Source organism: Streptomyces zaehneri (genome assembly GCF_032248645.1).
Taxonomy (GTDB): Bacteria; Actinomycetota; Actinomycetes; order Streptomycetales; family Streptomycetaceae; genus Streptomyces; species Streptomyces coriariae.
In genome coordinates this window covers 261,477-276,063 of record NZ_JASTTJ010000004.1, presented here as the reverse complement: position 1 = coordinate 276,063, position 14,587 = coordinate 261,477, and the positions used below count along the sequence as shown (strand labels likewise).

Sequence of the window (14,587 nt, the reverse complement as noted above, 5' to 3'; positions counted from 1 at the left end):
CGTCGTGCCGCTGGCGGCGGACGGCATGGGCGGCGGCGCTCATCGCGCGGCCCTTCCCAGCGCCCTCGTGCTGCGTCCGGCCGCCCTGGAGTCAGGGCAGACGAGGCGGGCGGCCGGACGGTGACCGGGCCGGACCGGGCGCGGCACCCGCCGTGAGTGGCAGCGGCGGAATCGGCCTTGAGGGCGGTCGACGTGGTCGTGCACGGGATACCTCCGGATCGGTCGCCGTCAGCATCCACCGGCGGCGGTGGGCGGCGCGGCGGCCGAACGGTCTGCTCGGACAGGGCCGACGGTCCCTGCCGTCGGCGGGTGCGACAGGGCCGGTCGGGCCGTCGGGACGACAACGACGCGCCGGCACGGACGGCGCTCGGAGGGCTCCCCGAGAAGCGGGCCGCAGTCCAGGCCCCGTGCGCGCCGCCCCGTTTTCGGGAGCGGTTCGGGGAACGGGGTGCCAGGGCGTCCGCGGTGGCCACCGTGGCGACGCCCAAGCCGGTCAGTGCGGCCCCCCAGGCCCGTGACCGGGGTCGTGAGGTGCCGTGCCTGGTAGGCGGACGTCAGCGAGGCCGATGCGGGCGGGGACGGCGCTCCGGAGCCCGACCACGGGGCGGATGCCGCGTCCGGCCGCGGTGAGCGGCCGGACGCCGGAGCGAACCGGGCGCCACGCGCCGTACGCGCTACACCTGCGGCAGCCGGGGACGGGGGAATCGGCCGCCTGGCAGGCACGGAATGCGGTCGTACAGATGGGCATCTGCGGTTCGATCAGTGCCCAGCATGCACCCCGGGCGCAGCCGACTCCCCGGCCGACCGGACCCAGGCACCGGGACCATTGGTCCCCATCGCGACCACCCGGATGGGGCCGGAAGGTCATCCGGCAGGGACCGCCGGCCCCAGGTGCGCCACGGCCTGCGGCTTCTAGCGTTCCTGGCCATGGAGAACGATCAGAACGCACGGCGTCAGGCGTTGCCCGCCGGTGAGGGCTGGCCGCTGGCAGCCCGCAGACTGTTGACCCGCCGTGAGGTGTCGGCCGACGGACGCGCCGTGTTCGGGGAAGGCGACCCGAAGTGGGAGGGCTTCTACCGGGACCGGTGGGCGCACGACAAGGTGGTGCGCTCCACGCATGGGGTGAACTGCACCGGTTCGTGCTCGTGGATGGTGTACGTCAAGGACGGCATCATCACCTGGGAGCACCAGGCCACCGATTACCCCTCCATCGGCACGGACTGCCCCGAGTACGAGCCGCGGGGCTGCCCGCGCGGGGCGTCGTTCTCCTGGTACACCTACTCGCCCAGCCGGGTCCGCTACCCGTATGTGCGCGGCGAGTTGCTGAAGCTGTGGCGCGAGGCCCGCAAGCGCCTCGGTGACCCGGTGGCGGCCTGGGCGGAGATCACCGGTGACCCGGCCAAGGCCCGCGCCTACAAGCGGGCCCGCGGCAAGGGTGGCCTGGTGCGCGCCGACTGGGACGAGGTGAGCGAGCTGGTCGCCGCCGCGCAGGTGCACACCGTCAAGGCGTACGGGCCCGACCGTGTCGCCGGTTTCTCGCCGATCCCGGCGATGTCGATGGCGTCGTTCGCGGCCGGGGCGCGGTTCCACTCGTTGATCGGCGGCACGCTGTTGTCGTTCTACGACTGGTACGCCGACCTGCCGATCGCCTCGCCGCAGGTCTTCGGCGACCAGACCGACGTGCCGGAGGCCGCGGACTGGTGGAACGCGGGCTATCTGATCATGTGGGGCTCCAACATCCCCGTGACCCGCACGCCCGACGCGCACTTCCTCACCGAGACCCGCTACAACGGCACCAAGGTCGTCGCGGTCAGCCCCGACTACGCCGACAACGTCAAGCACGCCGACGAGTGGCTGGCCCCGCACCCGGGCACGGACGGGGCGCTGGCGATGGCCATGGGCCACGTGATCCTGCGCGAGTTCCTGATCGACCGCGAAGTGCCCTACTTCAAGGACTACCTGCGCAAGTTCACCGACGCGCCGTTCCTGGTGACCCTGCGCGAGCACACCGAGGACGGCCTGGTCCCGGACGGCTTCCTGACCGCCGCGGACCTCGGACGCGACACGGAGCACGCCGAGTCCAAGACCGTTCTCCTCGACTCGGCCACCGGCGAACCGGTGGTGCCGAACGGCTCGCTCGGCTTCCGCTGGGGGGAAGCCGAGCCAGGCCGCTGGAACCTCGACCTGGGCGACACCGTCCCCGAACTGAGCCTGGTCGACAGCGCGCAGGACACGGTGGCCGTGGCCCTGCCGCGCTTCGACGAGGGTGCGACCGAGGGCGGCTCGGTGATGGTCCGTGGGGTGCCCGTCCGCAGGATCGGCGGACGGCTCGTCACCACCGTCTTCGACCTGATGCTCGCCCAGTACGGGGTGCATCGGCCGGGTCTGCCGGGCAGCTGGCCCACGTCGTACGACGACGCGTCGCAGCCGTACACCCCGGCCTGGCAGGAGACCATCACCTCCGTCCCGGCCGAGCAGGCGGCCCGTATCGCCCGGGAGTTCGCCCGCAACGCCGAGCGCACCAACGGCCGGTCGATGATCGCGCTGGGTGCCGGCACCAACCACTGGTTCCACTCCGACACCATCTACCGGGCGTTCCTGGCCCTGACGACGATGACCGGCTGTCAGGGCGTCAACGGCGGTGGCTGGGCGCACTACGTCGGCCAGGAGAAGGTCCGCCCCCTCACCGGGCAGCAGCATCTGTCGTTCGCGTTCGACTGGCAGCGGCCCACCCGGCACATGGCGGGCACCTCGTACTGGTACCTGAACTCCGACCAGTGGCGCTACGAGGCCTTCGGCCCCGACGAGCTGGCGTCCCCGCTCGGTGCGGGCCGATTCAAGGGGAAGGCGTTCGCGGACACGCTCGCACAGGCGATACGGCTCGGCTGGACGCCCGGCCACCCCGGCTTCAACCGCAATCCGCTCGACCTCACCGACGAGGCCGCGGCCGCCGGCCGGCCGGTCGCCGAGCACGTCGTCGACGAACTCAAGTCCGGGCGGCTGCGGTTCGCAGCCGAGGACCCCGACGACCCGGCCAACTTCCCGCGCGTGCTCACCGTGTGGCGGGCCAACCTGCTCGGCTCCTCCGGCAAGGGCAGCGAGTACTTCCTGCGCCACCTGCTCGGCACCGACGCGGCCGTCCGCTCCGAGGAGACCCCGCCCGAGGGGCGTCCGAAGGACGTGGTGTGGCGGGATGAGGCCCCCGAAGGCAAGCTCGACCTGCTGGTCACCATGGACTTCCGGATGACCTCCACAGGCCTGCTCTCCGACGTCGTCCTGCCTGCCGCGACCTGGTACGAGAAGGACGACCTGTCCAGCACGGACATGCATCCCTTCGTGCACGCCTTCACGCCGGCCATCGCCCCGCCCTGGCAGGCGCGCACCGACTACGACACCTTCCTGACCCTCGCCGACAGGTTCAGCGAACTGGCCGCCGACCACCTCGGCACCCGCACCGACGTCCTCGCCGTGCCGCTCACGCACGACACCCCCGACGAACTCGCCCAGCCCGGCGGAGTCGTACGGGACTGGAAGGCCGGAGAGTGCGAACCGGTCCCGGGCCGGACGATGCCCAAACTGGTCGTCATCGAGCGGGACTACGCGGCCGTGGCTCAGAAGATGCGCGCCGTCGGCCCGCTGCTGGACACCCTGGGCACCACCACCAAAGGTGTCACCGTCCACCCGGACCAGGAGATCGACGAGCTGCGGCACCGCAACGGCACCGTCCGGGACGGGATCGCCGCCGGACGGCCCTCGCTGGCCACCGCCACCCACATGTGCGAGGCGATTCTCGCCCTGTCCGGCACGACCAACGGACGCCTCGCCACCGAGGGCTTCCGGGAGCTTCAGCGCCAGACCGGCAGCGAGGGCCTGGTGGAACTCGCCTCCGAACGGGAGGCGGAGCGCATCACGTTCGCCGACACCCGCACCCAGCCCCGGTCGGTGATGACCTCCTACGAGTGGTCCGGCTCGGAGACCGGCGGGCGACGCTACTCGCCGTTCGTCATCAACACCGAGCACAAGAAGCCCTGGCACACCCTCACCGGCCGCCAGCACTTCTTCGTCCAGCACGACTGGATCACCGAACTGGGCGAGCAACTGCCGGTCTACCGGCCACCGTTGAACACTCCCCGGCACTACGGCGACGAGCACCTGCATGACAAGGACCGGGCGGAGGTCACCGTCCGCTATCTGACCCCGCACTCGAAGTGGTCCATCCACTCCAACTACCAGGACAACAAGTACATGCTCGACCTGTCCCGCGGCGGCCCGGTGATCTGGATGTCCACCGCCGACGCCGAGAAGATCGGCGTGAAGGACAACGAGTGGATCGAGGCGTACAACCGCAACGGCGTGGTCGCCGCCCGGGCCGTGGTCACGCACCGTATGCCCGAGGGAACCGTGTACATGTACCACGCCCAGGACCGCAACGTGAACGTCCCGAAGACCGAGGTCAGCGGCAAGCGCGGCGGCATCCACAACTCCCTGACCAGGCTGCTGCTCAAGCCCACCCATCTCGCCGGCGGCTACGCCCAGTTCACCTACGCCTTCAACTACTACGGCCCGACCGGCAACCAGCGCGACGAGGTCACCGTCATCCGTCGCCGCAGCCAGCAAGTGGAGTACTGACATGCGCGTCATGGCACAGATCGCGATGGTGATGAACCTCGACAAGTGCATCGGCTGTCACACCTGCTCGGTCACCTGCAAGCAGACGTGGACCAACCGCACCGGCGTCGAGTACGCCTGGTTCAACAACGTCGAGACCAAGCCCGGCGTCGGTTACCCCCGCCGCTACGAGGACCAGGAGCAGTGGAAGGGCGGCTGGATGCTCGACAAGCGCGGACGGCTGGTCCTGCGCTCCGGCGGCCGGATCAAACGGCTCCTGTCACTGTTCTCCAACCCGGACCTGCCGAGCATCGAGGACTACTACGAGCCGGTCACCTACGACTACGACAACCTCATCAGCGCCCCGGCCGGCAAGGACATGCCGGTGGCCCGCCCCCGCTCGGTGCTCACCGGCGAGCCCACCGCCATCGCCTGGGGAGCCAACTGGGAGGACGGCCTCGGCGGCGCCCCCGAGAACGCCGGCGGCGACCCCAATCTCACCGGGGAATGGGCTCAGAAGGTCAAGTTCGAGTTCGAGCAGACCTTCCTCTTCCACCTCCCCCGCCTGTGTGAGCACTGCCTCAACCCGGCCTGCGTCTCCGCCTGTCCGTCCGGCGCGATGTACAAGCGGGTCGAGGACGGCATCGTCCTGGTCGACCAGGACCGCTGCCGCGGCTGGCGGATGTGCGTGACGGCGTGCCCGTACAAGAAGGTGTACGTCAACCACGCCACCGGCAAGGCCGAGAAGTGCACGTTCTGCTTTCCACGCATCGAGGCCGGCCAGCCCACCGTCTGCTCCGAGACCTGTGTGGGACGGCTGCGCTACCTCGGGCTGCTGCTGTACGACGCCGACCGCGTCGGCGAGGCCGCCGCCACCCCGGACGAGAAGGACCTGCTCGACGCGCAGCGGGGCGTCTTCCTCGACCCGCACGATCCCGAAGTGATCGCGGCGGCACGGGAGTCGGGCATCCCCGAGGACTGGCTGGACGCGGCGCGCCGCTCCCCGGTGTACGACCTGGTGATGCGGTACAAGGTGGCGCTGCCGCTGCACCCGGAGTACCGGACGATGCCGATGGTCTGGTACGTGCCTCCGCTCTCGCCCGTCCTGGACGCCGTCGACGCGGCCGGCGGAAACCAGGACGACCCCGACCACGTCTTCGCCGCCGTCACCCGGCTGCGCATCCCGCTGGAGTACCTGGCGGAGCTGTTCACAGCCGGGGACGCCGATGTGGTCGCCGGGGTGCTGATGAAGCTCACCGCGCTGCGCTCGTTCATGCGCGAGCGCACCCTCGGCGAGGAGGGCGACGAGGCCGTGCTCGAGGCGGTCGGCCTGACCGCCCGTGAGGCCGAGGACCTGCACCGGCTGCTCGCGATCGCCAAGTACCAGGATCGCTACGTCGTCCCGGCCGCCCACAAGGAGGACGCCGCCGCGCTGAGCGCGATGGAGAACCGCTGCCCGGTCGAATCCCCCGACGACCCGGCGGACGCCGGCGGCCGACGGGTCATGCTCGGCATCCCCACCCTGCGACGCAAGACCGCCGGAGGCCAGTCGTGAGCCCGCTGCCCGCCACCATTCCCGCCCTCGTCCGCACCCGCGTCCGGGCGGCCGTGCGCCGCCCGGCCCGGCTCACCCCCGAGGAGACGGCGGGCCGGGCCCTGATCCTGCGACTCGTGTCATTGCTGCTGCAGTACCCCGACTCCGAACTGACCGCAGCCCGGACGGACCTGACGACCGTGGTGGAGGCCCTGCCGGACACGCCCGCGGCGGAGCACCTGGCCCGGTTCACCGGCTGGTTCGCCGCACAGGACCCCGAGGCGCTTCAGCGGCACTACGTCGAGATGTTCGACCTGCGCCGCAAGAGCAGCCTCTACCTGACCTACTACCTGCACGGCGACACCCGCCGCCGGGGCATGGCCCTGCTCACCCTGAACCAGCGGTACAAGGCCGCCGGCTGGGACACCGACGGAGGCGAACTGCCCGACCACCTCCCGGTCGTCCTGGAGTTCGCCGCCCTCGCGGGACCGGGCGGCGGCGAGGCACCGCTGCGCCAGCACCGGCGCGGCCTTGAGCTGATCCACCGGGCGCTGACCGACTCCGACTCCCCGTACGAGCACGTCCTGGCCGCGCTGCTCACCCTGCTGCCGCCGCCCACCGAGGCGGACCGCGCGGCGGTGGCCAGGCTCGTCGCCGAGGGCCCGCCGAACGAGGAGGTCGGCCTGGACCCCTACGGGACGTACGGGGAAGGGGAGTTCGCGCCTCCAGGCACGTTCGTCCCGCCGATGGCCGCTCCGCCGACCCGTGTGCCGCCCGCCGGCCCGCCCACCAGCCGTATGGAAGGCACCCGATGAACGCCGCTGCCCTCTCCCCGTCGGCCGCAGCACCGGCGAGCGGCACCGACCTCCTGCTGTGGGTCGCCGTCCCCTACATCTGCCTCGCCGTCTTCGTGGCCGGACACATCTGGCGCTACCGTCAGGACCAGTTCGGCTGGACCACCCACACCAGCCAACTCCTCGAACACCGCTGGCTGCGCTGGGGCAGCCCGCTGTTCCACCTCGGCGCCTTCATGGTGATCGCCGGGCATGTCGTGGGGCTCGCCGTTCCCGACTCGTGGACCGAGGCCGTCGGCATCTCCGAGCACGCGTACCACACCACGGCAGTCTGGGCGGGTTCGGTGGCGGGCGTCGCCATGGTCGCGGGCCTCGGCATGCTCTGCGCCCGCCGGCTGCTGACCCGCCGGATCCGGCTCACCACCGACCGCAGCGACAAACTCCTCTTCCCGCTGCTGTCCGCCACCGTCCTGCTCGGCATCACCGCCACCGCCGCGCACAACGTGTTCGGCCCCGGCTACGACTACCGGTCCACCGTCTCCGTGTGGTTCCGCGGCCTGTTCGTCCTCCAGCCGCACCCGGAGGCGATCGCCGGCGCACCACTGCTGTTCCAACTCCACGCCCTGACCGCCTTCCTGCTCTTCGCCGCCTGGCCCTTCACCCGGCTCGTCCACGTGTGGAGCGCCCCGATCGGCTACCTGACCCGCCCGTACCTCGTCTACCGCAGGCGGGCCACACCGGCGCAGGCCCCGACGGCCGCGGGCCGGACCCGGTCGGCCTCCGGCTCCCGGTGAGCCGCATGGGTCACGGATGCGGGACTGCCCCGGACGCCTCGACCGCACGGCGTACGCAGACGGTGGGGGCCGGCCGCCGAACGGGCCTGATGATGCTCCTGACCGGAGCCGTCGGCTGGCTTGCCTCGTTCCAGCTCACCGTGGACGACTGGCGGCTCCTGCGCGACCCCTCCTACCAACCGCCGTGCAACATCAGCCCCGTCGTGAGCTGCGGCAGTGTCATGTCCAGCCCGCAGGGCAGCCTGCTCGGCTTCCCCAACATGCTGCTCGGACTGGGCGCCTTCGCCGCCGTGACCGTCCTCGCCGTCGCGGTCCTTTCGGGGGCACGCCTGCACCGCCGGCTCTGGCTCGCGCTGGACGCGGGGGCCCTGGTGGGAGTGGTGTTCGTCCACTGGCTGATCGGTCAGTCGCTCTACGAGCTCAACAGGCTCTGTCCGTACTGCGCCGTCGTCTGGGCCGTCACCATCGCCCTGTTCTGGTACGTCACCGTGCACTGCCTCGAACAGGGGATCGTTCCGGTGCCCCGGGGTGTGCTGGTGCTCGTGCGGGACACGCACTGGATGCTGCTCGCCGCATGGTTCGGGGTGATCGCGCTGCTCGTGCTCACCCGCTTCTGGACGTACTGGAGCAGCCTGCCGTAACCGACCCCTACCGACGGCTCAGGCCCTCGGAGACCACACGGACGAGAGCGTGTCCAGGCCGGCCGCGCTCAGCTGCGCGTCCGCGTGCGGCGGCAGGTTCAGCAGCAGCCACAGCACGACGCCGGTGGCGACGATGACGGTCGAGCACTTGCGCGGGAAGGCGCGCGCGGAGGACCACATCGCCACCAGCACCGCACGCGGGGCGGGGAGCCGGCAGGGCGGCGACTCCACGAAGAACGGCACAGCCCGGCCGCGGCGGTCCCCGAGTTTCTCGAACTCGGCGGTTCGGCGTCAGCCGTGCTTGGCGACGGTGAGCAGCACCGCCGCGTCTTCGACGGCGTGCAGGCTGTGGCGGGCCTCGGGGATGGTGATCAGGTCACCGGTCCGGCCCTCCCAGGAGGTGTCGCCGCTGGTGAGCCGCACGCGTCCGCGCAGCACCAGCAGGGTTGCCTCGCCGGGACTCTCGTGCTCGGCGAGGGCGGTGCCGGCGGTCAGCGCCAGGACGGTCTGGCGCAAGGCGTGCTCGTGGCCGCCGTAGACGGTGGCGGCGCTGCGTCCGGTGGAGGCGGCCGTGGCGCGTTCCAGGTGCTCGCGGGCCAGTGCGTCGAGTGAGAGCTTCTGCATGGTCTCAAGTCTCCGTGTCTTCGCGGACGAGGGGCGACCGCCGGTACGCCGTACGGTGGGTCGCAAGCGGCCGCGGCCACGGCGGCGGTTGTGTGGTTCCGGTGGTCACATCCCGAAGACATGCTCCTCGAGAGAACCGACTGCGCGGTGCGCTTCCAGCCTCGGCTCCGTCCCACCAGGGCGGCAGGTCCTGGACGTCCTCGGGGATGGGGCCGGTCGGCCCCGGGAGCCAGGGAAACCGCCCCTTCCGCCGGCGACGCACCGGGGCGACCGGCCCTGGCTCTTCTGCCCGTGATCGCGGATGATCTCTGAGAGGCAGGGGAACCGGTCACGCCCAGGGGGCGCCTGCCGGTACCGCGACGGACAGCGCAGAACGAGGGGATGGCGATGGCGGACAGCCGGCGCGAAGGGAACCGAGCCGGCGTTCTTCGCGGGAGGCGGCTGGGCCGACGTCCCCGATGCCGTCCGCATGCGGCCCGCACATGACACCTCTCCCGGCTGTCACGCTGGGAGCGGACCCGGTCACCACCGGGCAGCCCGGCCTCGCCCGGGGCCACCGCACCACAGGAGGAGAGAGCACGTGGAGGCCATTGCGTACGGCGTCCTCGCGGACGAGGAGCCGCTGCTGCACGGCGCGTTCGACCATGAGTTCGCGGGCCGGCATGAACTGCGCTGTCTGGGACTGTTCCTCAACCGGGACACCGCCCCCACCGCGGCCGGGCACGAGATCGTGCTCAGCAGCGTCAATGACACCCTGGACGCCGAGGTCCTGCGGGCCCTGGCCGAGGGCGGCACGAAGATGATCGCCCAACGGTCCACCGGCTACAACAACATCGACCTGACGGCGGCCGGGGAACTCGGCCTGACGGTGGCCCGGGTGTCGTCCTACTCGCCGTACTCGGTCGCCGAGTTCGCCTGGGCGCTGGCACTCGCGGTCGACCGGCGGATCGTTCGCGCCGCGCACCGCACCCGGGAGTTCGACTTCCGGCTGGACGGACTGATGGGCCGCGACCTGCACGGCCGGACGGCCGGCGTGGTGGGCACCGGCAAGATCGGCGCCGCGTTCGCGCGGATCGCCCACGGCTTCGGGATGCGGCTGCTGGGCTGGGACGTCGCCGAGAACCCCGACTGCCTGGCCCTGGGCATGCACTACGTCGAGCGGGAGCGGCTGTTCGCCGAGGCGGACCTGGTGAGCTTGCACGTGCCGCTGCTGCCGGAAACCCACCACCTCCTCGACGGGCGTGCCCTGGGGCTGATGAAGGACGACGCGATCCTGGTCAACTCCAGTCGCGGCGGCCTGGTGGACACCGACGCCCTGCTGGAGACCCTGCGTGCGGGGCGGCTCAGCGGCGTGGGCCTGGACGTGTACGAGGAGGAGGCCGGCGTGTTCTTCCTCGACAGGTCCCTGGAGGTGATGACCGACGAACGCCTCGCGCGGCTGATGACCTTCAACAACGTGCTGGTCACCTCGCACCAGGCGTACTTCACCCGGGACGCCGTGGGGCAGATCGCCGGGACGACGGTGGCCAACGTGGCGGACTACCTCGCCGGCCGGAGCGGTGACAACACCCTCGTCCGGTCGCCCGCCGCCTGAGGTGCCGGGCCGGTGCGTGCCTGGCTCTGCCGTGTGGACGGTGGTCGAGCGGCGGGAGGAAACCCCCGACGCGGTCTCCTTCTCCGCCTGGATCGGAGCGCGCGGCAGCACACTCGTCCGGTGTCAGCGGACGAACCGTGTCGTACGACGCGTCAGTAAGGATCAGTGCCGGCACGGGGCGGGCCGAGATCCTGGGTCTCCCGCAGGGCTCCCGCCGTGTCCGGCGCTCGGTTTTGGGGCCGCATGGCGCCCTGGCAGGGGCCGGTCAACCCTCTCCCGAGCGGGGATGGCGGCGCAGGGTAGGCGATGTGGGGAGAGAGCTTTGCAGAGGAGCAGCGATGCTGACCCGGGAAATCGACGCCACAGCCGTCCAGTGCCTGCTGGCCGCGGCGGTGGCCGCGCCGTCGATCCACAATACGCAGCCATGGCGGTTCGGCCTGGACCCCGGCACCCGGTCGGTCGAGGTCCGCGCCGACCCCCGACGGCGGCTGCCGATGACCGATCCTGACCTGCGCGCCCAGCACCTGTCCGTGGGTGCGGCCGTCTTCAACCTCCGGGTGGCCGCAGCGAACCTGGGCTGGGAGCCGGTCGTCCGGCTGCTGCCCGCCGCGGACGATCCCGGCCTGCTGGCCCGCGTGCGACTGGCCGGGCCCGTCGAGTGCGGGCCCTCGTCCCTGCGGCACCTGTACGAGGCGGTGGAACGGCGTCACACCAGCCGGATGCCCTTCACCGGCCGCCCCGTGCCGGAGCCGATCGTGACGGAGATGATCAGCGCGGTACGCGCGGAGGGCGCGCACCTGGAGGTTCCCGACATCGTGGGGACCCGGCGCCTGCTGCGGTTGACCCGGGCGGGCGAGGCCCGCAACGCATCCCATCCGGGCCGCACGGCCGAGGTGCGCGGCCGGCTCACCGCCCCGGGCCGTGACACCGGCTACGGCATCCCGGTGACCGCCGTAGGGGCCCTGGACGCGTCCGGACGGATACCGATGCGGGACTTCACCGGTCGGCTGCCCGTGCCGCACCTTCCTGCCCTGCACTTCGAACGCCACGCGCAGGTGGCGCTGTTGTGGACGGCGTGGGACCGGCGGGAGGACTGGTTGCGGGCCGGCCAGGCGCTGCAGCGTGTGCTGCTCACCGCGACCGAACACGGGGTGCGCACCTCGATGCTGCACCAGGCGATGGAATGGACGGATCTGCGGGCGGCGACGGGCGGACCACGGCAGCGGTGCTGCCCGCAGCTGCTGATCCGGTTCGGCTACGGCCCCGAGGGCGGCCGCACACCGCGCGCCGCCGCGCACGTCACGACGCAGCACGCGCCGGACCCCGGCCGGCGGCCTCCGGCGGTGTGAGGACCGCTCCCTGCGGATGACCCGTGTCCGGCCGGCGGGCGCCCCGCCGGCCGGCCGGAAAGCAGAGACAGCCGCCTTGACCGCGGCTCATCGCGTGGTGCGTGTCCCCGTGATCTCACGTCCGGTGACCAGCTCGGACTCGATGCGCACGAAGACCCCGTCACGCACGGGCATCCAGGACGGCGGGCCGGCCTGCGCGAGCCTTTCGTGCTCGGCGGGGTCGGTCACCACGGTGGCCCGGCCGGTGACGACCACGCTCCAGCCGGACCGGGTCGCCGCGGTGAACTCGTCCGCCTCGAAGGCGACCACGACGCCGTCGACGGCGCGCACGAGGTCGGAGCCGGCCGAGGTGCAGAGCAGGACGGAGGCGTCCTCGTCCAGGGAGAAGTTGACGGGCAGGACCGCGGGCAGCGCCTGCCGGGTGTACACCACCCGGCCGACCGGCACCTGTGCCAGCAGGCGAAGGCAGGCATCCCGGTCGAGAATGCGAAAGGCATCGGTCTCGAGCATCACGCCATCGTCAGCGTCGACCCCGGGGCCGGGTAGGGCCGATCGGCCCTACTTCCCTCCCGGCCGCAGCCGCGGTGCCGAAGGAGTCGTGCGGGCAAGCCGGGGCTCGCGTCCGAGGAGGACCCAGCCGGAGCCGAGGTGGGGACCGTCAGCCCGGCGGCAGGGACCCATGGCCCATGCCTCTCGGGTGTCCGGCGGCGGACAGTGGCTGTGGGGGCGCCGATCTGCGGGCACAGGCCCGGCGATCGTCCGCGCCCCGATCGGCGGAACCAGCGTGAGCAAGAGGGAAAGGACGGACAGCATGGTCCAGTCTTCGACGACGGAGAGCAGCAGGGCGGCCTCGGGCGCGCCGGCGACCGGCCGGGCCTGGCTGATGCTGGCCCTGGCCACCGTCGGGTTCGCGGTCAACTTCTGGGCTTGGGCGCTGCTCAGCCCGCTCGGCCCCCGCTTCAAGGACACCCTGGACCTGACCTCCTTTCAGCAGTCGCTGCTGGTGGCCGTGCCGGTCGTTGTCGGCTCCCTGGGCCGCATCCCGGTCGGCGCGCTGACCGACCGGTTCGGCGGGCGCGTGATGTTCCCGATCGTCTCGGCGGCCACCATCGTCCCGGTGCTCTATCTGGGCCTGGCCGGACACTCCTCGCTCACCGCGCTGCTGGCCGGCGGGTTCTTCCTCGGCATCGGCGGCACCGCCTTCGCCGTCGGCGTGCCCTTCGTGAGCGCATGGTTCCCGCCCGAGCGGCGGGGCCTTGCCATCGGCGTCTTCGGCATGGGCATGGGCGGCACCGCGATCAGCGCCCTGACCACGGTGAAGCTGGTCGACGCGCACAGCATGTCGACCCCGTTCCTGATCACCGCGGCCGTCCTGGCGGCCTACGCCCTGGTGGCCGCGCTGGTGCTGCGGGACGCCCCCGGACGCACCGTGCCGACCGAACCGCTGGGCCGCCGGCTGGCCGCCACCCTGCGCCTGGGCGTCACGTGGCAGGCGTCCGCGCTGTACGCGGTGGCCTTCGGCGGTTACGTCGCCTTCTCCGTCTACCTGCCCACCTACCTCAAGACCGGCTACGGCCTGACCCAGGCCGACGCGGCCAACCGGATGGCCGGCTTCGTGCTGCTCGCGGTGGCCATGCGGCCGATGGGCGGCTGGTTGTCCGACCGCATCGGCCCGGTGCGGGTGCTGGCCGGTGCGCTGGGCATCGTGCTGGCCGGGGCGCTCGCGCAGTCCTTCACGCCGGCCCTGGCGCCGGTGGGCACGATCGCCTTCCTGGCCATGGCCGCCGCGCTGGGCGCGGGCAGCGGCGCGGTCTTCGCGCTGGTGGCCCTGATGGCCCCGGAGAACAAGGTCGGCTCGGTCACCGGCATCGTCGGTGCCGCGGGCGGCCTGGGCGGCTTCGTGCCACCGCTGGTGATGGGGTCGCTGTACGGCGCCTACGGCTCGTACGCGATCGGCCTGGTCCTGCTGGGTGTGGTCGCTCTGGCGGCGCTGACCTTCACCGAAACCGGCGTGCGGCGCGCGCTCACCCGCCGCACGCCGACCGCTGCCTCCCACTGAACCGACGCAGAGCAGAAACCGGAGTCCTTCGATGTGCGAGTACTGCGGCTGCCAGTCCGTGGCGACGATCGACGAGCTGACCCGCGAACACGACGAGGTCGTCACCCTCATCAGCCACGTGTGCGACGCCCGGCGCGACGGCGACCTCGCCGGCATGGCCGGACTCGCCCGCCGCATCACCGCCGTCCTGGTCCCGCACACCCGGGTGGAGGAGCACGGGCTGTTCCCCGCGATGGCCCTGGAGTTCCCCGACCACATCGCGGCCCTGGAGGCCGAGCACCGCAGCGTCGAGGCGGTGCTGGCCGAGGCCGCGGACGGCGTGCCGGAGGATCCCGCCTGGCCCGACCGGCTGCTGGATGTGCTCGCCCTGCTGCGTGATCACATCCTCAAGGAGCAGGACGGCGTCTTCCCCGCCTCGCTGGCGACCCTGTCGACCGAGCAGTGGGAGGCCGTCGAGGCGGTGCGCGCCGAAGCGGGCAGCGCCCTGTCCCGGCCTGCCGCCTGACCGTCCGCGGCCGGGCGACAGGCAGCCTTGATCCGCCCGTTCACCGTTCCCGTGCCCGACCGGATTCCCGGTCGGGCACGGGAAC

At 72.0% G+C, this 14,587-nt stretch carries 12 protein-coding genes; 9 read left to right on the top strand and 3 right to left on the bottom strand.

Features of this window, described 5'->3' with window-relative positions:
- Positions 1-927: 927 nt before the first annotated feature.
- The 5 genes from QQM72_RS09570 to QQM72_RS09550 all read left to right on the top strand — a co-directional run bounded on the left by QQM72_RS09570 (position 928) and on the right by QQM72_RS09550 (position 8,371).
- Entirely contained in the window at positions 928-4,629 is a 3,702-nt protein-coding gene (locus QQM72_RS09570; RefSeq protein WP_314220370.1) for a nitrate reductase subunit alpha, read from the top strand.
- Position 4,630: 1 nt separating this feature from the next.
- Positions 4,631-6,163 (top strand): nitrate reductase subunit beta, encoded by a 1,533-nt coding sequence (gene narH / locus QQM72_RS09565; RefSeq protein ID WP_314220369.1) that lies wholly within the window; start codon positions 4,631-4,633, stop codon positions 6,161-6,163.
- Complete coding sequence (gene narJ / locus QQM72_RS09560; RefSeq protein ID WP_314220368.1) at positions 6,160-6,957, top strand: nitrate reductase molybdenum cofactor assembly chaperone; 798 nt, start codon at positions 6,160-6,162, stop codon at positions 6,955-6,957. Before narH ends, narJ begins: the two co-directional genes overlap by 4 nt.
- Positions 6,954-7,730: a respiratory nitrate reductase subunit gamma gene (gene narI / locus QQM72_RS09555; protein WP_314220367.1), complete on the top strand. Its 777-nt coding sequence runs from the start codon at positions 6,954-6,956 to the stop codon at positions 7,728-7,730. Before narJ ends, narI begins: the two co-directional genes overlap by 4 nt.
- An 89-nt stretch (positions 7,731-7,819) precedes the next feature.
- On the top strand, positions 7,820-8,371 hold the full coding sequence (locus tag QQM72_RS09550) for a vitamin K epoxide reductase family protein (RefSeq protein ID WP_314220366.1): 552 nt from the start codon (positions 7,820-7,822) through the stop codon (positions 8,369-8,371).
- 18 nt (positions 8,372-8,389) lie between these two features.
- Here QQM72_RS09550 and QQM72_RS09545 read toward each other — a convergent pair whose 3' ends face one another.
- Together QQM72_RS09545 and QQM72_RS09540 are read right to left on the bottom strand one after the other, a co-directional pair.
- Complete coding sequence (locus QQM72_RS09545; protein WP_314220365.1) at positions 8,390-8,602, bottom strand: hypothetical protein; 213 nt, start codon at positions 8,600-8,602, stop codon at positions 8,390-8,392.
- A gap of 60 nt (positions 8,603-8,662) precedes the next feature.
- Positions 8,663-8,995 carry a cupin domain-containing protein gene (locus QQM72_RS09540; protein ID WP_314220364.1) on the bottom strand — a complete coding sequence of 111 codons (333 nt, stop codon included), beginning with the start codon at positions 8,993-8,995 and terminating at the stop codon, positions 8,663-8,665.
- Between the two features lie 580 nt (positions 8,996-9,575).
- On the opposite strand from QQM72_RS09540, the gene QQM72_RS09535 reads away from it, so the two are divergent.
- On the top strand, positions 9,576-10,589 hold the full coding sequence (locus QQM72_RS09535) for a 2-hydroxyacid dehydrogenase (protein WP_314220363.1): 1,014 nt from the start codon (positions 9,576-9,578) through the stop codon (positions 10,587-10,589).
- A gap of 338 nt (positions 10,590-10,927) precedes the next feature.
- Entirely contained in the window at positions 10,928-11,938 is a 1,011-nt protein-coding gene (locus QQM72_RS09530; protein ID WP_314220362.1) for an Acg family FMN-binding oxidoreductase, read from the top strand.
- A gap of 87 nt (positions 11,939-12,025) precedes the next feature.
- Here the strand turns inward: QQM72_RS09530 and QQM72_RS09525 are convergent, their stop codons facing one another.
- Positions 12,026-12,448: a pyridoxamine 5'-phosphate oxidase family protein gene (locus tag QQM72_RS09525; RefSeq protein ID WP_314220361.1), complete on the bottom strand. Its 423-nt coding sequence runs from the start codon at positions 12,446-12,448 to the stop codon at positions 12,026-12,028.
- Positions 12,449-12,749: 301 nt separating this feature from the next.
- Between QQM72_RS09525 and QQM72_RS09520 the strand changes: the two genes are divergently transcribed.
- Both QQM72_RS09520 and QQM72_RS09515 read left to right on the top strand, forming a co-directional pair.
- Positions 12,750-13,997 carry an MFS transporter gene (locus QQM72_RS09520; RefSeq protein WP_399076556.1) on the top strand — a complete coding sequence of 416 codons (1,248 nt, stop codon included), beginning with the start codon at positions 12,750-12,752 and terminating at the stop codon, positions 13,995-13,997.
- A gap of 31 nt (positions 13,998-14,028) precedes the next feature.
- Complete coding sequence (locus QQM72_RS09515; RefSeq protein WP_314220360.1) at positions 14,029-14,502, top strand: hemerythrin domain-containing protein; 474 nt, start codon at positions 14,029-14,031, stop codon at positions 14,500-14,502.
- The last annotated feature ends 85 nt before the right edge of the window (positions 14,503-14,587 follow it).